Source organism: Methylomonas rosea, from assembly GCF_024505055.1.
Classification (GTDB): domain Bacteria; phylum Pseudomonadota; class Gammaproteobacteria; order Methylococcales; family Methylomonadaceae; genus Methylomonas; species Methylomonas rosea.
On record NZ_JANIBL010000059.1, the window covers coordinates 14,408 to 32,435 of the forward strand.

An 18,028-nucleotide genomic window follows, 5' to 3' on the forward strand; every position below is an offset into this window, starting at 1 on the left:
TAGGCAGATCCGCCACAGTGCCGACTGTTTAATGGCTACGCCGTTTTCTTTGCCCGATCCCGGCCAGACCGAGGACCGAGGCAAACAGCCAGACGGCTCCCGGCAAGGGGACCACGGCAGCCTGTATGTGATAGGTGTAACCGGCTCTTATGTTGTCCACTGCCGCGAAGCCGTCCAAGCTTATGGATTGATTGCTCAGGGTTCCGGACCAAGACGATGGGTTTGGGTTGGGCATTGTCACACAGGAACCGCCGGGAAGACTTGAGCAAACATCCGGGACGATTAATGTCTGAAATGCTGTGTCGCTAGTCATGGCGCTAAAAAGATTCGGGAAATCGAAACTATGGGTTGCGCCGTTCAGCGTGACGTTGGCGTTGGTAAACAATATCTTGTCGGTAATTTCACCGCTTGCCGGCGTTGCAGAAGAGCTTGCCGTACTTTGATAACGTTCGACATCAAATGAACCGGATATGCTGAACGGTCCGAAATTCTCGCTTGGCTCTGAACCGTCTGCGCCGATTACGATAAAAGAGGGGGTGTAGGTAGCCGAGCTTCCCGCTGAGTTAATGACGTAATGAGTTGTTGCGGTCTTGATGAAGTCCGAGCCGGCAACCACGGTCGCCTGCGCGGAGCCGTTCGCCATCATGCCGCCTAACAGAGCTATACCGCGTGAAATAGCCAAAAATCTATACATAAGTTCTCCTTGAATTATTGAAATGGCAGGCTTCCTAACCTTTGGCTAGGCTGCGCGGATTCTATAGACGCAGATAATTTCAGTCAAACAAATAAGCTATGCGGCCCGTCGGTTTTGCCGTTTATCAGGCTGCCGATGGCGCCTCATTCAAAAGGTGCTTAAATGCTTGTCTAAAAAATCGATAAATACGCGGGTTTTGGTCGGCATCAAACGCCGGCCCGGAAACACCAGCCAGGCCGTGGTTTGCGGCAAACACCATTCCGGCAACACTCGCACTAACTCCTGATTTTGCACATAAGCGCTGGCGTAAGAATCCGGTGCGGCGACGATGCCTTGATCCTGCATTGCCAGTTTGACCAATAATTCCGGCGAGTTTGCCTTGAGCCGCACCGGTGGCATGCCTAGCCATTGCTGTTCGCCTTTAGTCAACTGCCAGGCCGGCGCTTCCCGATTGCCGGCCAGCAGGCTGAGGGCGTCGTGTTTCAATAAGTCATCGGGGTGCTCAGGTGTGCCGTGTTTTGCCAAATATTGCGGCGAGGCATACAAGCCCCAGGTATGCAGATTCAGGCGCTTGGCGGTCAGGGTCGCGTCATCTGGTAACGCACCCATGCGGATTGCAAGATCGAAACTCTCACTTAATAGATCCACCCGCCGCGCGGATAAATCGATCTCCAAGGCTATCGCCGGGTAGGTGTCGCTGAATTCGGCCAGCAGCGGCGCCAAGAATAGATTGGCAAAATCGTTGGGCATCGAGATGCGCAGCACGCCGCTAGGCTGAATTTGCCGGTGCTCTGCCAATGCCATCGCCGCTTCGATTTCCTCGCCCACTTGCCGGCCATGTTGCAGCAGACGCAGACCGAATTCGGTCAGATTGAGTTGCCGGGTGGTGCGTTGCAGCAAGCGCTCGCCCAGCTGTTTTTCCAGATTGCTGATGCGTCGCGACAAGGTCGATTTCGGCAAACCCAGCAATTCGCCGGCTTTGGAAAAGCTGCCGGCGTCGGCGATTTTGGCGAATAGGCACAGGTCGTTGGGTTCTATCTGCATTATTGTTCCTCCAATGGAACAATGTTATCCATTTTCCGGTCTTCTGCCCAAATTTATCTAGGGGTATAGTCAACTCAACTTCAAACACTATTGGGAGACAGACATGAACATTCTGCAAATTAACTCCAGCATCCGCGCCGAAAATGCTTATTCCAGCCGTCTGGCTGACAGCTTGGTTACGGGCTTATTGCAACAAACGCCCACCGCGCAAGTGACAGTGCGAGATCTGGCGAAAACCCCGCATCCCTTGCTGGATGAAGCGGCTCTGATCGCCTTGAGCACGCCCGCCGAGCAGCGCAGCCCGGCGCAAGCGCAACGGGTGGCGCTGGACGATGTCTTGATCGCCCAAATTCAACAAGCCGACGTCGTGGTATTGACCGCGCCCATGTATAACTTCGGCATTCCGGCACAATTGAAAGCCTGGATAGACGCCATCGCGCGCGCCAGAGTGACGTTTCAATACACCGAAACCGGCGTGGAAGGCTTGTTGAAAAACAAGCAAGTGTTCGTGATCCAAACCGCCGGCGGTAAACACAGCGGCACCGAGACCGACAGCCAAAGCAGTTATTTGCGTACCGTTTTGGGATTTTTAGGCATGACCGATGTCACGTTCATTTATGCGGAAGGTTTGGCGATGGGCGGCGATGCCGAACAACTGGCCTTGCAAGCCGCCGCTAGCCAAATCGCAGCGTTGGCGGCCTGATCGTTAACCTTAATATGGGAGATTAGTGATGAACACAGAAACAGTTAAAATCGATGTAGTTCAGCATTCGCGCGGTATCGAACAACTCGTGGTTGGTCATGCGACGTCGGATGGCGCCGGCGTGAAATTGACCCGCGTGCTCGGCCAAGTCTTGCAACAGCGGCTCGATCCGTTCCTGATGCTGGATGCCTTCGGCAGCGATAAACCTAACGATTACATTGCCGGCTTTCCCAACCATCCGCATCGCGGTTTCGAGACTTTGACCTATTTGATTGCCGGGCGGATGCGGCATAGCGACAACGCCGGTCATAAAGGCTTGTTGGAAACCGGCGGCATTCAATGGATGACAGCCGGGCGCGGGATTATTCATTCGGAAATGCCCGAGCAAAAAGACGGCTTGTTGGAAGGCTTTCAATTGTGGATCAATCTGCCCGCTGCGGAGAAAATGCAGCCTGCGGGTTATAAAGATGTGCAAAGCGAGCAGATCCCGGAATTTGTCACGGTAGACGGCGTGAAGGTGCGGGTGATTGCCGGCAGTAGCCATGGCGCGGCCGGGGCGATTCAACGGCCCGATACCGAACCGCTGTTTCTGGATGTGCATATACCGGCTGGCGCTAGTTTCAGCCAGTCTCTGCCCGCTGGGCATAACGCTTTTTTCTATGTGTATCACGGCGAAGTGGCTGTGGCCGAGCGGTCGGTACCCGCGCAACGCATGGCGGTTCTGAACAACTATGCGTCCGCAGATGGAGTAACCTTGCAGGCCAAACAAGACAGTCGCTTGATACTAGTCGCTGGTAAACCATTACGCGAGCCTATCGTGCAGCACGGGCCGTTTGTAATGAATACCCGGGAGCAGATTGAGCAAGCCATAGACGATTACCAGGCCGGTCGCTTTAACGCAGCCGCTTAGGAGCAAACAAAACCTTTTCATGGGAGTAGAGACGATGAATTCGGCCAAGCCTGACAACCGCAACTTGCCAAGGATGCCAGCCTTATTCATCGGTCACGGCAGCCCTATGAATGCGCTTGAAGACAACGAGTTTAGCCGTGCTTGGGCGGGGTTAGGACAAAGCCTGCCCAGGCCACAGGCCATTCTAGCTGTCTCCGCACATTGGCAAACCCAGGGTACTTGGATTACCGCGATGCCGCAACCGAGGACCATCCACGACTTTTACGGCTTTCCGCAAGCCTTATTCGATTTTGTCTATCCGGCGCCGGGCAGCCCCGCGTTGGCGGCTAAGATTCAGGCCGAGATGCCATTTATCCAGCTGGATCAGGAGTGGGGTCTGGATCATGGCAGCTGGTCTATTTTGTGCCATATGTTTCCAAACGCCGACATTCCTGTTTTACAACTCAGTCTGGATAGCAATAAGTCGCCGGAAGAACACTATCAACTGGGCAAAGCGTTACGCTGGCTGCGGGATGAAGGCGTGTTGATCGTCGGCAGCGGCAACATCGTGCATAACTTGCAGGCAGCGATTTGGCGGGATACTGCCCATGACTGGGCCGTAGCGTTTGCCGAACGGGTTAAACGCTTGATTGCCGATGGCGATCACCGCGCTTTAATCAAATACTGCGAGTTAAGCGATGCAACTTTGGCTATTCCTACGGACGAGCATTTTCTGCCCTTGCTGTACCTCCTGGGTTTGCAAGACGAAGGCGATAAGCTGAGCTTTTTAACCGATAAAACCACGCTGGGGGCTATTGGCATGCTATCAGTCCAATTAGGTTAATGGGTGCGAAACGATATGTATTCGCCGTCATGGTTGGTGTGCTGCCGCATTCGCGAATAAAATTGCCGGCTTAACTAGCCTCTCCATCTGTCCACCATTATGTCCAACCACCCACTTCACCGCCAATCATCTGCAAGCAAACCCGCTAGTAGCGTGGCAATTTCTGGAAATGAAGATCGGGAATACGCGGTTAGCTGGCCCGATTACGAGTTACTGGATGCCGGTGACGGTAAAAAGCTGGAGCGATGGGGCGAGGTGATAACCATCCGCCCGGAGATTCAAGCGCAGTTCAAACCGGGTTGGTCATGGCTGGAATGGCAGGATAGGGCACATTGGGAGTTTGTGGAGCTATCATCCACCCAAGGTAGCTGGAAAAATCTGAAACCCAATTCACCGGAGCACTGGCAAATTGCCTACGAGCAATTGCAGTTTGGCCTGAAACTCACCAAATTCAAACATGTCGGTTTATTTCCGGAACAGCAGGCTAACTGGACATTCATCGCCGAACATTTGCAGCCAGGGCAAAAACTATTGAATCTGTTTGCCTACACTGGCGCCGCCTCGCTGGTGGCGCGCGCCAAGGGCGCCGAGGTGGTGCATGTGGATTCGGTTAAGCAGATGCTGGATTGGGCCAATGACAACCAGGCACGTAGCGGGTTAACTGACATTAAATGGGTGCTGGAAGATGCCTTGAAATTTGCCAAGCGCGAATTGAAACGCGGCAACCATTACGACGGTATCATCATGGACCCGCCGGCTTGGGGTTTGGGTGCCAAGGGCGAAAAATGGAAACTGGAAAATCAGCTGGTCGATTTGCTTGAAACGGCGCGCGGCTTGCTGAATCCGGGCGGGTTTTTAATTTTAAACACCTATTCGCCGACGGTGGCGTTGGCCGATTTAGCCCTCGCCGCCGAAGCCTGTTTTGCCAAGAACCAAATCGAATTAAAACAACTCTGGATGCAGAGCAAAACCGGCAAGGCCTTGTTTTACGGGAATTTGTTGCGGGTGCGAGCGCAGATTTGCAACTGATTGGGAGCAGATAGAGGCTAACCCGTTTTTCGCGTGAAAAATGGCCGAGTCGCAAAGATGCTATCCGCAAAACGCTTGCCCTGCCAGACCAGGCTGCGTTTCAACACAAAATCGAAGCGGAACGGGTGGTAGTCCTGCAGCGCTAGTAGTGGCTCGACGGCGTCTGCCGCCAGCAAGCCGGCTTTGGCAAAAGCCTCGGGTGAAATCAGCGGCAAAATCCCGGTCAGGGGGTAGTCGGAACCATATAGCAGTCGGCCATGCCAGCTTGTTTCTGTCAGCAAGGTCTTAATTACTTCCATGTCACGATTGCGCAAGGTAATCGCGGAAATATCGCCAAATAGCCTATCTTGCCATTGTTTATCGGCCATCAACTTGGCAAACAAGTCAAAGCTTCTGACTTCCCGGCCGTCTTCATCCACATCCGTGCCCAAGGTGGCGCAATGGGCGATCACGACTCGCACGCCGGCATCGAGAGCCCGCCGCAAACGCAGCGGATTGCCGAACAAAGGTTGGTCGGCACCGTGCAGCGCGTTCTCTTCGCCGCCGTGGGTGATGATCGGTATGTTCAATTGTGCAGCCGCTTTATAAAACCGGTCGCATTGCGGCGAAGCCGGGTCTATGCCCATCGCCGGCGGCAGCCATTTGACTGCGCGCGCGCCGTTCGCCACGGCTTTTTCCAGTACCGTCACGCAATCCTGACGATAAGGATGGATGCTCGCCACCCATTCGAAGCGCTCCGGATAGGCCTGCGCCAAACTTTGGGCGTATTCGTTGGGGACAAAAAATGCGGTATTGGCATGATCCGGGTCGCCGCTGGCGCCGTGAGCACGGTCGAAGGCATACAACATGGCCTTGGCGCCCTTTGGCGTGGTGTCCATCAGTGCGCGCAGGCGCTTGATGAATGCGGCGTCTTGGTTACTGTCGGGGATGCAGGCGGCATTGGCGTAGGCCCAATGTTGCAGGGTTTGAATCGGGTGCTGCAATGGCGCATGCATATCCGGTGTTTGGGTGATGCCGCTACCGCCGTCGCCGGAGCCGACAATATGGGTATGGCAATCCCACCAGTCAGTTGGATTGATGCCTTGCCAGGCGGCCGTTTCCAGGGCCGAGGCCGGCGTCCCGGACGGATCGAGACACTGATTGGTTAATCGAAACAGTGCTGAAGCCGGCATGCTGGCGGTTGCCAGGCCGGTTGCGGCCAGTTTTAGAAAGCGGCGGCGGGCTCGACTCACGGCTGGCGGGCGGTGGTTTGATTTCATGGTGTGTTTTCTAAGTCGGATGCGGAGTGTGTCGTTAGGATCCGAAAAATCAAACCGGTTGTAAAGAGGCTAGGGCTAGGGGTGGTAGGTTTTGCCGAAATCCGTTGCTGTCAGCATCGCAGGTTTTTTCATTCCCGTCTAATCCGGGGGCGAATATTGGGTGGGGATGGCCCGAAGCCTTGCCGAATGGTCAAGTAAGCTTTCTGCAAGGCTTCGGACTGTTGCTAACTAATACTGGTCAAATGGCTAACGACGGGGTTTCTGGGTAGTTCTCGGCCGGAAATGTACCGGAGTACATTTCCGTTATTAAACTCGCTGATTACCTGAGCCAGTATCTTAAGTACGCGAACCAAATCAGAAAGATTTGGGCGTCATGGATACTGGCCGTTTTCATCACTAGAAACTTATTGCGCCTTCAAGGAAGAACGTTCTTTGTGGATATGGATGGAACACATAAGCCGTTTTATCGGTGAGGTTGTTGATGCCGAATGAGATTCGACTTTTCGCGGGCTTACCTAGCAAATCGTATTTAAAGCGGTAACTGGTTTTGAAGTCCAGGAAGAAAAAGCCGTCCTGAGAGCCGAATACGTTGTTAACGTGATCTCTATTATCGATGTCGTTGTAAGAGTCGCTGGTGTAGCGGCCGGCCATCGAGACATCCAATGCCTCGTTCACATGATAGGTCGCCAGCGCATTAAAACGCCATTCCGGCAAGCGGATACGTTCTTTGCCGGTCAGGTTAAAGCGGGTAAGTGATCCGTTCGCTTCTTGAAAGTTAATGTCCGGCCCGCCGTCTTCCACAATGGCGTTCATCCAGGTAGCGTTAAAATTAAGATCGAAGTCAGAGTCGAGCACCCGCGCTTGGTCGTACACCAGTTCCACGCCGGTGGTGCTGGTAGCAGGGATGTTTTGGAAGGCATTCTCGGTCAAGATGCCGGTGGCGCGTCTCACCTGCTGGATAGTGTTGCGGATGTCGTCGCGGAACACATTGACCCGCACGTAACCGTTATCCAACCCGTATTCGATCATAAAGTTATGATGCCAGCCGTCCTCGGCTTTTAAGTTCTCATTCGCTGTGGTTATGCTTGTCGGTGACTGGAGATTTTGATACAGCTCTGCGATGACCGGAAAGCGGTAGGCGCGGCCAAACGAGTAGCGGAATTTCCAATTGGACGGCTCAAATCCCAACGATGCTTTCGGGGAGATGGCATCGTCGCTACGATCTGACAATGCACGGTTAGAACCCACACCACTTGACGCCAGCCACCATTCGTAGCGCGCGCCCAAGGTCAAGTCCCAGTCTGGCGCAAAGTGATAAGCGAACTGACCGAACATCGCATTGGTAGTCACTTCGCCTTGATTGCGCCGGCCTATGGTTTCGGAGCCTATCTGATCAGCCGAATAGCTGTTATAGGAGAACTGCTTGAAATTCAGATTGTAATTATCGAAGTGATAGCCACCCAAGAACTCCAGCGGTTTCCAACCTAAAAACTCTCGAGTGCTCAATTTCAAGTCGTAGTTTTTCCAATTGAAGTCGTCAAACACTTGCAACTGGCCCGTGTTTTGGTTGCGAGGGTCGTCGGGATTAAAAAAAGCGGTTCTGCGCTCGTCTTTGATTACGTCCAAGTAGCTGAACGTGGTGTCGATATCCCAGGTGTCGGTGATGGCGCCTTTAAGCTGCATGCCGATTTGCATGGTTTGTCTTTCGTCATCCGACGGCCCGAAGCCGCTGTTCAACACGTTAAATGCTCTTCCCCCGTAAACGGCATCACGGGAGGTGGTGTTATTATCACCGTAGTAGGCACTGCCGTTTGCAGAGGTCAGATAATTGCGCGGTTTTTCTGATTTGCGGGTACGTTCTTCGAATGCACCGGTAAATATCGCCTGCAAATCCGGGGTGATGTCGTAGCCGACTTTAAGTTTAACCAAGTCGGTATTGACCAATTCAGGTCCAGTGTCGCCGTAAATGTAACTGGGCGTGCCTCGGGTGTCCAAGGTCGGTACCGCACCGTTTACTGCCGTGGTTACGCCAGTAGGATTGCGCAAACCGGTATTGTCGATGAAATAGCTCATCGGTTGGCTTTCAGCTTCCAAGCGATTATAGGAAAGCAAAGCGGACCATTTATCCAAACGATTGCCGTAGGAGAAATACTGCCGGTTGCCGTCAAAGGTGCCGCCGTCAGCACCGATATTTTCCCAAGGTTGCACGAAGTAGCTGGTTTCTGCGTAGTACTCTTCTTTCATCGGCATGTGGGTTTTGATGTTTACCACCCCGCCAATAGAGTTACCGCTATATTCCGCGGAAAATGGCCCGTATACCACGTCAACCGCGTCGATTTCGTTTGGGCCCACCATCGACCAGCGCGGCGCACCGTTGAAAGAAGCCTGTAACTGATTGTGTAACGGTAAACCATCGGCGTAAACCATGTTTCTGGCCGTTGAAAACATATCGGCCCCGCGTATGCCCAACACGCCGTTAGGATCGCCAATGTAGCGTTGACGAATTTGTAAGCTCGGTTGGTACTTGACGGCTTCCTCGGTGGTTTGGGCGTTTTGCCGTTCAATTTCCGCGCGTGATAGGCGGGTTGACGGCGAGGTGAAGTGCGAGTCTTTCGCCACTTCACCGGTGATCACCATTTCTTCCATCACCTCGTCTTTGGTGTTACTACCCACGGCAGTACTTTCCGGCAACACTTGTTTAGATTCTGTTTGTCTATCGTTAGCAATGGACTGGTCCGCTGACTTGGAAGGTTCTGCATTTTTTGCCGCATGTTTCGTGGTGTCGCCAGTACTTTTCTGCTGTGTTTCAGCGATGGCTAAATTGCTGGTAATTGCCAGCAGAACAGCAGTAGACAGTAAAGAACGCATCGGCAATCTATAAGATGCGGATTTCTCAAGAGTTTCGGATTGATTTTTCACGTGTAATCTCGGTTGTAATTATTATTTCTGGATTATTGCTAAGTTTGTTTTAGCCTTCTGATCTACTCACTGTGAGCGGTTTTCAGAGCTTGATCATGCTGATAGCCAACAGGTTTTCCGGATAAAAAACATTCCGAAATTCCGGCAAGATTGGGGCCAAGATTAAATGGCCTTGATTTCATTGATAAAAAATTATTGGTTGCGTTTTATTTTTAATAAACTGTGTTATTTAACTGATTGTTTGGGTTTTTTTGGGTGATACGCCTCGTTATTTCAAGGCGCTATGCCTAGGCCCCATATCCTTTAAACCAGCGAGATATTTAAACGATGCTGGATAGTTCAAGATTTTCAACAATTTGATGTGCACACCGGGTTATAAAAGATTGAGGTGCTTGCGCAGTGAAATTATTCAGTGCCTAGTATTAAAGGGTCAGGGATGCAGAAACAAAAAATAAAACTATGTTAAATAACTGTGTTCCGTGGATTGAATTTGGATGACAGCAACTTTGTCGTCACATCCTCCGTTTAGGCTTGAATGTCGTCCTAACTGGCGTTAAGGTGCTAACTGATTTTGATGTCTACAATCGGCCTGCGATAGCAGCTTTTTTAAAAGGATACTATGAACATAAGAACCATTCTGGTTGGTCTGGCTTTAAACCTAATTGGCAGTAGCGCGGTTTTGGCGAATCAGGTCGAGATAAAATCCTTCATCCCCGGCAGCTATCAACAGATTTTAGCTGCAAGCCCCAATCAACCTTTAATGCTGGCGATCTGGTCGGTGGATTGTCCGTCATGTCTAAAGGACATGGACATCCTAGGCAAACTGCACGAGAAACATCCGGCTTTGAAAATCGTCATGTTAGCCACCGACGATGCCGAAGCCTTGCCGGAGATCAAACGCATCATCGACAGCCACAAACTGGGAGGCCTGGAGAATTGGGCGTTTGCCTCCGATAACCCGGAAAAACTGCGTTACGAGATCGATCCGGCTTGGTACGGCGAATTACCCAGAACTTATTTCTTCGATGCCGGCCATCAGCGGGTGGGTAAAAGCGGGGCGATGTCGCTGGAAGAATTTGAAGGGCAATTCAGCAAGTTGAAGATGTAATGTCTCTAGGGAAGCTATAAAGAGCTCTCGCCCCCGGGAGAGGGATAGGGAGAAGGAGGTTTTTTGATTTTCAGAAGTCCCCTCCATACCTACTGAACCAGAGCGAAGGCACGTATTAGCCCGTCTTTGCAGTTTGCCGCGAGCCATACCAGTAATAAACCGCAGCTCCCAGCAGATTCCAGAGCAAAAAATACAGCTGCGTGGTGCGCGGCAAACTCATAAATAAGTAGAAGCAGCCGCACATGGCAATCGGTCCGGTGACCCAGGCCATGGGTGCCGAAAACTTCCGAACCAATCCAGGCTGCCTGCGCCGCAATAGCAGCATGCAAAGCGACACGGTGATAAACGCCAGCAAAGTCCCGGCATTTGCCAGCGCGGCGATTTCGGCCAAGGGAAATAGGCCGGCGATAATGCTAACGATGACGGCGGTAAATAACACGGTGCGCACCGGCATGCCGCGGCGCGAGACCTTGGCCAGAGCGCGCGGAAGCAAGCCATCTCGGGCCATGGCAAAGAAAATCCGGCTTTGCCCATAGAAAAACGCCAGTACCACGGTCGGCAAAGCAATTACCGCCGATGCCGCCAACCAGCGCGCGGCGTTCGGTTTGCCCAATTCGCGTAAAATCAGCGCTAAGGGTTCAGGGCTGTCTGCAAACCTATGGAAGTCCAGCGCACCCAGCGCCGCCACCGCCACGACGACATAAATCAGAACGCAGATCAGCATGGAACCGACAATGCCCAGTGCCAAATCGCGGTCGGGATTGCGGGTTTCCTCGGCGGCAGTGGCAATCGCATCGAAGCCGTAAAAGGCGAAAAAGATGATAGCCGCCGAGGCCATCACCCCGCGCTCCACGCCGTCCGCGCCCAGGGTCTTGATAAAGCCAAAAGGCATGAAAGGTTGAAAATGGGCGACATTTAACAGTGGCAAAACCACCGCAATAAACACCAGCAAAGCGGTGAGTTTCACTACCACTAACAAGGCATTGACGCTGGCACTCTCTTTAGTGCCGACCAGCAATAGCGCGGTGACGACCAGGATGATAAAAATCGCCGGCAGGTTGATCAGCCCGCCCAGCTCCGGGCCTTGCATCCAAAGCATCGGTACGCCCAAACCTTCCTGCAACAGCGGCGCCGCATAGCCGGACCAACCCACCGCCACCGCGCTGACCACCAGCGAATATTCCAAAATCAGACTCCAACCTACGAACCAGGCCGCCCACTCGCCGATGACGATGTAGGCATAGGTGTAAGCGCCGCCGGCGGCTGGCATCAGCGTGGCCATTTCTGCATAAGCCAAGGCCGCGCAGGCGCAAATCGCCCCGGCAATCACAAAGGCCAGGATCACCGCCGGCCCCGCCTTGGCCGCGCCAACGCCAATCAGGGTCAAAATACCGGTGCCGACAATTGCCCCCACGCCCAGCGCCATCAGGTGCGGCCAGCTTAAACTAGCCTGCAATCGCTGCTCTGACGGCAGGCTGTCAGTGGTCGACCAGGGTTTACGCATGCGCCAGTTGTTCACGATCTATCCCCTTTGCGGCGTGCAAGCCGGTAAAATACCGAGCTAATTCGGTCTATCCCAATGGAACCCCACATGAAAATCATCTCCTGGAATGTCAACGGCATCCGCGCCGTGCAAGATAAAGGTTTTGCGGACACGCTAAGCCAACTCGACGCCGAATGCGTGTTGCTGCAAGAAACCAAAGCCCAAGACGAGCAAGTCAGCAAGGCTTTGGAAAATATACACGGCTATCACCTCTACACCAACTCGGCGGAGCGCAAAGGCTATTCCGGCGTGGCAATACTAAGCCGACAGCAGCCGATTCAGGTGGTGCACGACATGGGCATCGCCGAACACGACCAGGAAGGCCGGGTGATCGTCGCTGAATTCGAAAAATTTTATTTGTTAAATGTCTACGTGCCCAACTCCGGCGACGGCCTGGCGCGACTAGATTATCGGCAGACTTGGGACAAAGAATTTTTGGCGTACATGCAAAAGCTGCAAAGCCAAAAACCGCTAATTGCCTGCGGCGATTTCAACGTCGCCCATCAAGCCATCGACATTGCCCGGCCCAAAGCCAACTACAACAAGTCTGCCGGCTATACCCAAGTCGAGATCGACGGCTTCAGCAATTTTGTCGCTGCCGGTCTAATCGACAGCTTCCGCCATCTGCACCCCGATACCGTGGCTTACAGTTGGTGGAGCTACCGCGCCAATGCCCGCGCAAACAATATCGGTTGGCGGATTGATTACGTACTGACCAGTCAGGCCTTGACCGGTCAGATCAAGGATGCATTCATTCTGCCGGACGTGACCGGTTCCGATCATTGCCCGGTCGGCATCGAGCTGGCGCTTTGAACCTTAGCGACCGCCAATACCTGCTAGAGCAGCATCGTCAAACCCTGCTGGCCTGTAGCCGCTGCCCGGCCATGATCCGCCCAGTGGTCAGCGGCAAGCCGGTGTTGTCTCCCATCTTGCTGATCGGCCAGGCGCCGGGCGACAAGGAAGGCGCACTCGGCCGGCCGTTTGCCTGGACGGCGGGTAAGACCCTGTTCAAATGGTTTGCGCAGATCGGGCTGGACGAAGCCAGTTTTCGAGAGCGGGTGTATATGGCGGCAGTGTGCCGCTGCTTTCCGGGTAAAAATCCCAAAGGCGGCGACCGCGTGCCCAATGCGCAGGAAATCGAACAGTGTGCGGCTTGGCTGCAAGCGGAAGTAGAGCTGTTACAGCCAAAATTGATTATCCCGGTCGGCAAACTGGCGATCCAGCAAATACTGCCGGTCGATAAACTCAGCGATGTCATCGGCGGTCTGCATCGCCTGAGTTTTCACGGCCACGACACCGACGTCATCCCGCTGCCGCACCCCTCCGGCGCTTCTACCTGGCATCGCACTCAGCCGGGTGCCAGCTTGCTGGAAGCGGCCTTGGCAACGATTCAGGCGCATGCGGCTTGGCAGCATGTTATCGCCGGTTGATTGTTTGTTATCTTAAATGTCTTCAATGGTTGACCATGGCGCATGCCGTAAAGTTTACCGGCGCGGAGCCATACTTTTTGGCGGAGCGTTCGAGTTGAACGCCGGGTTAGCGGTTACTGGTACGACCGACCCAGTAACGAGGTTTCCGGGAATTATGTGAAGTTGCAAAAACGACTATGCCTTCGGCATCTTGTCGGTAGAAAAGAGAGAAAGGAAACCCTTTGAGAAAAACGCGCCTCGTATTTGAAGCCGATGGTGTCCCTGATAGCGGGAAAGTCAACGCTCGGGCAGTTGCTTCGTCGACTGCTTTGGTAAAACGGTCTCCTAAACCCGGTTGTGCCTCGTTGTAATAAGCGACCTCAGCAAGAAATTCTTGGCGAGCTTCTGCGACAAAACGTGCTCGCTTCACTGGGTCATGCGCCTTGCTTCAGAAAACACATCCTCTGCCGGATAGGTCTCTAGTTCCCCCCTGTCGAAAGCGGCGGTGCGCTTCTCAATTTCTCGTTCCCACTCTGTTTCGATTTCGGATAGGGGGGCTTCATGTAGTGACTCAAGAAGAACCTCAGCAAGATGTGCTCGCTCTTCAGGCAAAAGTGAACATGCTTGTTTCTCTAACTCGACTAGCAACGCGGACATGGTGAATACTCCTTTGGCTGAGGCTAAGGTATTTTACGCTTGGCGTTCCCAGTTGTCTTGGTTTGGCCGCTAACGTAAAGCTAACAGCGCGCGGCATGGAAAGCTGAAAAATAGAACTACATTATAACCGCGCTCCGGTTGAGGGCGGTTATAGGCAAGAGGCGAGATTGCAAGACCTGTTAGCCGTCCCTTTCCATAAAGTAACCTGACCCCTTTTCCCAATAGCTTAAAATGCGGCGCAATGCCCGTTGGTTATTGCGCCTTACGGTCTTTCAATTTCGTACAAGCCCGACATCAATTAACTTTGGATCCGTCCTCCATCGAAGATACTGGGCAAGTCCATCCAAATCTGGAAATAGAGTTCGGCGATTTATCCCAATCAGGTCTAATTGCACTAAAATCCGTATACGCAATTCTTTGGAAATGCGAATTTTTAGTATCTGATCTTTGTTTGTTAGAAATTCTGATATTGGATTTCCGTTCGGATGTGCGGTGAACTCACCAGATTGTGCTTGTATTCTTGGACTTATTACCCACGGAGTAACGCAAAAGACCCGATTTATATCTTCCGGGTTGGGCGGCAGGGGAGGTGCGTCCTCGTTGTCAAAACCCCATATAATCCATACCGCTGAATCACTATCTGACTCTCCTTCGCAGGCAAAATACGCGGCTACAAGCGGGTTGGTTGTCCAATCGAGAAGCCGAGTAGGTAATCCGTGATGTTGGGCCAATGCCATAACATTCCAGAGATTTGAAGTGTCAGCCGACGAGTAGGCTGGAATATGTCTCTGAAACTCGTTAAAAATTGCGACCTCACTGTCTCGCGCAACTTCGTTACGGAAAATGCCTGCGGTTGGTTCATAGGAAAATTTGCGCTCTCCCCGAATCAACGGCCGTCGCGAATTATTTACTGATTTCTGATGCTCTCGAAAAAGCTCTATCAGCTCAGTAACCGTTTTGCATTCGTCTTCTTCGTATTTTGCTTGCATCGCAATGGTGTCCATTCTGTTCAACGAAATTTATATAACTAATTTTTTAACCCGCGTAGGGAGCAATAACCAACGGGCATTGCGCCGCCGCATTCCAATGTAGCTAAGGCCCCGGCGCCAATTCGGACAAATCCGTATTCTGCTCGCTCAACGACCAACCACCCCCCAAGGCTTTATACAACTGCACCTGGGCAATCAATACATCCAATCTGGCTTGCACCCGGCTGTTTTCGGTGCTGAGGTAACTGGTCTGGGTGTTTAACAAGGCTTGATAGTCGATAGCGCCCAGCCGGTAGCGTTCCTGGGAGATGTTGTAAGCCAGCCGGGCTTGCGCGGCGGCGGTTTCCAATGCCGTTAGGCGGCGGCTGGAGTTGTTGTAAATGGCGGCGGCGTCTTCGACTTCCTTAAACGCTGTCAGCACGGTCTTGCGATAAATTTCCGCCAACTCCGCGTTCGCGGCCAGCGCGTTGCTTAATGCGCCCTCCAATCGGCCGCCTTGAAACAAGGGTTGGGTCAGGCCGGCCGCCAGCGTCGCCGCGACGCCGGCCGGTTGCGGGTTGGCTAATACGCTGCCCAGGCTGAGTTGCAGTTTGGGGTAAAACGCGGCGCGGGCCACGGCGATGTCGGCATTGGCGGCGATCAACTGCATTTCTACTTGGCCGATGTCAGGCCGGCGTTGTAACAGCGTAGCCGGCTGCTCGGCGGCGATGCCGGGCACGGCTAAGTCGGCGAAGCGGGCAGCTTCCAGTGGCTGTGTTTGCGGCGGATGGCCTAGCAGTATCGCCAGGCTGTTTTCCGCCAGCGTTTGCTGTTGCATCAATAAATCCAGGCTGGCGCGGGCGTTGGCTTGCGCGGTTTTCTGCTGCGCCACTTCCAGTTCATAAGCGGCGCCGGCGCGTTGCCGGGCTTCGATGATGGTCAAAATTGCGTTGACCGTGTCTAAAAAATCGCTGGCGATTTGCCGGCGCTCCTGAATCGCCAACAGGTTGAAATACGCCTGGCCGACATCGGCCATTACCACCAGCTGCAGTGCATCGCGGGCGAAGATTTGGCTGAGCATCAATGCGGTGCCGGCATCGCGTCTGGCGCGGTTGGCGCCCCATAAATCCACTTCGTAGGCAATGTCGATTTGGCCGCTGCTTTGTTGGCTGTCGGTTTTATTGTTCCGGTTGTCGCTGAAATCGCCGCTCAAAGTAGCCGCCGGCCACAACCCGGCACCGGCGATTTTAGCTTGAGCGCGGGCTTGGGCGACGCGTTGGGTAGCGGCGGCCAGATCGTTGTTGTAGGCCAAGGCTTCGCGCATCAAACGGTCGAGTTGATCGCTGGCAAAGGCTTGCCACCATTCCGGATCGACGCTGGCCGAGGCGGTTTGCGCGGGTTCGTGCCAATTCGCCGGGGTTTCCACGTATGGGCGTTGGTAGTCTGTCAATAAATTACAGCCGCTCGTCAACAGCACGGCACCGGCAAATAGCAAGCTAACAGGCTTGATTAATCTCATTCTTGAGTCCAGATTGGGCGTCATTCCCGCGAAAGCGGGAATCCGGTGTGATAACTGGGCTCCCGTATGCTCTGGAGTGACGAGTCCAAGGAATTTAAGGGAACCTTTAAAAATACCCTCGCCCTCAGGGAGAGGGCTAGGGTGAGGGATGTAAATTGTTGATTTGATTCCCTCATTCCAATCTTCTCCCTGAGGAAGAAGGAGTCTTTTTGAGTATTTAGAAATTCTCGAAAGGCTGGGTTAATAAATTTACTCATTCCGCCGCCAAGGCCACGACCGGGTCCAGATGGGCGGCTTTGCGGGCCGGCAAATAGCCGAATAGCAAACCGGTGCCAAAGGCGCAGGAAAACGCCAGGATGGCCGGCAGCGGTGAAAACAATACCGCCATCTCGAAATATTTCAGGACATAACCGGCCGCAAAGCCCAGCAGCACGCCCATCAAGCCGCCCAGGGTGCAGACCACGGCGGCTTCGGTATTGAATTGCAGTAAAATGTCGCGGCGGCGGGCGCCGGTGGCGATGCGGATACCAATCTCCCGGGTGCGTTCGGTGACGCTGACCAGCATGATATTCATCACGCCGATGCCGCCGACCAGCAAGGAAATCGCCGCGACGATGCCCAGCATCAGCGTAAAGGTGTTTTGGGTTTCGGTAGCCGATTCGATGATGGAGGCCATGTTGCGGATGCGAAAATCCTCGGTTTGGTGACGAGTAATCAGTAGGTCGCTGATCGCTTGCTGGGTAGTGTCGATAATGGAGACGTCTTTGACCAGCACGGTAATCCCGCCTAAATACTTTTGCCCAAACAAGCGGATCAAACCGGTACTGATCGGCACGAACACTGCGTCGTCGCGGTCGGTGCCCATGGCGTCGGCACCTTTGCTGGACATCACGCCAATCACTTCGAACGGAATATTGCCGATCATCACGTAGCGGCCCAGCGGGTCTTCGCCGTCCACAAACAACAGCTTGCGCACGGTCTCGCCCAGCACCATCACCGGCGCATAGCGGCGTTGGTCGCGCTCGTCAAAAAAATCGCCGCTGCCCAAGGGCCAGTCGCGCACTTGCGGCATGCTGGAGGCCACGCCCTGCACGCTGGTGGCGTAATCGACATTGCCATAGCGCACCGTCATGCGGCTGGTGCGTTCCGGCGAGGCCCACAGTACATTGTCCAGTTCGGCGATGGCGTCGGCGTCGGCGGGCATCAGGGTGGCGACATCACCGCCGCCGCGAAAGCCGGTAATGCCGGGGCGGATAGATAGGACGTTGGTGCCCATCGCCCGCATCTGCTCCAGTACTTTTTCCTGACTGCCCTGGCCGACCGCCAACATGGTGACCACGGCGGCGACGCCGATCACGATGCCCAGCAAGGTCAAGGCGGTGCGGAACAGGTTGGCGCGTAGCGAGCGCAAGGCTGTTTTCGCCGCTTCGCCGAGTTCGGCCA

At 53.8% G+C, this 18,028-nt stretch carries 17 protein-coding genes; 7 read left to right on the forward strand and 10 right to left on the reverse strand.

The window, feature by feature from the left end; translation table 11 throughout:
- Positions 1–28: 28 nt before the first annotated feature.
- Together NP589_RS16935 and NP589_RS16940 are read right to left on the reverse strand one after the other, a co-directional pair.
- Positions 29–694, reverse strand: coding sequence for a hypothetical protein (locus NP589_RS16935; RefSeq protein WP_256608052.1), 666 nt, complete (start codon positions 692–694; stop codon positions 29–31).
- Between the two features lie 147 nt (positions 695–841).
- Positions 842–1,738 (reverse strand): LysR family transcriptional regulator, encoded by an 897-nt coding sequence (locus tag NP589_RS16940; RefSeq protein WP_256608053.1) that lies wholly within the window; start codon positions 1,736–1,738, stop codon positions 842–844.
- Between the two features lie 103 nt (positions 1,739–1,841).
- Here NP589_RS16940 and NP589_RS16945 point away from each other — a divergent pair, with 103 nt between their 5' ends.
- From NP589_RS16945 to NP589_RS16960, 4 genes are all read left to right on the forward strand, one after another.
- Positions 1,842–2,441, forward strand: coding sequence for an FMN-dependent NADH-azoreductase (locus tag NP589_RS16945; RefSeq protein WP_256608054.1), 600 nt, complete (start codon positions 1,842–1,844; stop codon positions 2,439–2,441).
- A 28-nt stretch (positions 2,442–2,469) separates the two neighbouring features.
- Positions 2,470–3,351, forward strand: a complete 882-nt coding sequence (locus NP589_RS16950; protein ID WP_256608055.1) for a pirin family protein — start codon at positions 2,470–2,472, stop codon at positions 3,349–3,351.
- A 34-nt stretch (positions 3,352–3,385) separates the two neighbouring features.
- Positions 3,386–4,174, forward strand: a complete 789-nt coding sequence (ygiD, locus tag NP589_RS16955) for a 4,5-DOPA-extradiol-dioxygenase (RefSeq protein ID WP_256608056.1) — start codon at positions 3,386–3,388, stop codon at positions 4,172–4,174.
- A gap of 99 nt (positions 4,175–4,273) precedes the next feature.
- Positions 4,274–5,203 (forward strand): class I SAM-dependent methyltransferase, encoded by a 930-nt coding sequence (locus NP589_RS16960; RefSeq protein WP_256608057.1) that lies wholly within the window; start codon positions 4,274–4,276, stop codon positions 5,201–5,203.
- Positions 5,204–5,220: 17 nt separating this feature from the next.
- Here the strand turns inward: NP589_RS16960 and NP589_RS16965 are convergent, their stop codons facing one another.
- Both NP589_RS16965 and NP589_RS16970 read right to left on the reverse strand, forming a co-directional pair.
- Positions 5,221–6,462 (reverse strand): amidohydrolase family protein, encoded by a 1,242-nt coding sequence (locus tag NP589_RS16965; RefSeq protein WP_256608058.1) that lies wholly within the window; start codon positions 6,460–6,462, stop codon positions 5,221–5,223.
- A 396-nt stretch (positions 6,463–6,858) separates the two neighbouring features.
- Complete coding sequence (locus NP589_RS16970) at positions 6,859–9,381, reverse strand: TonB-dependent receptor (RefSeq protein ID WP_256608059.1); 2,523 nt, start codon at positions 9,379–9,381, stop codon at positions 6,859–6,861.
- Between the two features lie 619 nt (positions 9,382–10,000).
- On the opposite strand from NP589_RS16970, the gene NP589_RS16975 reads away from it, so the two are divergent.
- On the forward strand, positions 10,001–10,489 hold the full coding sequence (locus tag NP589_RS16975; protein ID WP_256608060.1) for a TlpA family protein disulfide reductase: 489 nt from the start codon (positions 10,001–10,003) through the stop codon (positions 10,487–10,489).
- A 115-nt stretch (positions 10,490–10,604) separates the two neighbouring features.
- Here NP589_RS16975 and NP589_RS16980 read toward each other — a convergent pair whose 3' ends face one another.
- Entirely contained in the window at positions 10,605–12,008 is a 1,404-nt protein-coding gene (locus tag NP589_RS16980; protein ID WP_256608061.1) for an amino acid permease, read from the reverse strand.
- A 72-nt stretch (positions 12,009–12,080) separates the two neighbouring features.
- Here NP589_RS16980 and NP589_RS16985 point away from each other — a divergent pair, with 72 nt between their 5' ends.
- Positions 12,081–12,845, forward strand: coding sequence for an exodeoxyribonuclease III (locus tag NP589_RS16985; RefSeq protein ID WP_256608062.1), 765 nt, complete (start codon positions 12,081–12,083; stop codon positions 12,843–12,845).
- A 71-nt stretch (positions 12,846–12,916) separates the two neighbouring features.
- The gene (locus NP589_RS16990; RefSeq protein ID WP_371929683.1) at positions 12,917–13,462 is read left to right on the forward strand and encodes a uracil-DNA glycosylase family protein; all 546 of its coding nucleotides are present in this window, start codon (positions 12,917–12,919) and stop codon (positions 13,460–13,462) included.
- Between the two features lie 106 nt (positions 13,463–13,568).
- On the opposite strand, the gene NP589_RS16995 is transcribed toward NP589_RS16990, so the two are convergent.
- The 5 genes from NP589_RS16995 to NP589_RS17015 form a co-directional block, all read right to left on the reverse strand.
- Positions 13,569–13,871: a type II toxin-antitoxin system RelE/ParE family toxin gene (locus NP589_RS16995; RefSeq protein ID WP_256608064.1), complete on the reverse strand. Its 303-nt coding sequence runs from the start codon at positions 13,869–13,871 to the stop codon at positions 13,569–13,571.
- Positions 13,868–14,098 (reverse strand): addiction module protein, encoded by a 231-nt coding sequence (locus NP589_RS17000; RefSeq protein ID WP_256608065.1) that lies wholly within the window; start codon positions 14,096–14,098, stop codon positions 13,868–13,870. Before NP589_RS17000 ends, NP589_RS16995 begins: the two co-directional genes overlap by 4 nt.
- Positions 14,099–14,370: 272 nt before the next feature.
- Complete coding sequence (locus tag NP589_RS17005; protein WP_256608066.1) at positions 14,371–15,102, reverse strand: FRG domain-containing protein; 732 nt, start codon at positions 15,100–15,102, stop codon at positions 14,371–14,373.
- Positions 15,103–15,190: 88 nt separating this feature from the next.
- On the reverse strand, positions 15,191–16,585 hold the full coding sequence (locus NP589_RS17010; protein ID WP_256608067.1) for an efflux transporter outer membrane subunit: 1,395 nt from the start codon (positions 16,583–16,585) through the stop codon (positions 15,191–15,193).
- 253 nt (positions 16,586–16,838) lie between these two features.
- Positions 16,839–18,028 (reverse strand): ABC transporter permease (locus NP589_RS17015; protein ID WP_256608068.1); only part of this gene is annotated, 1,190 nt, incomplete at its 5' end.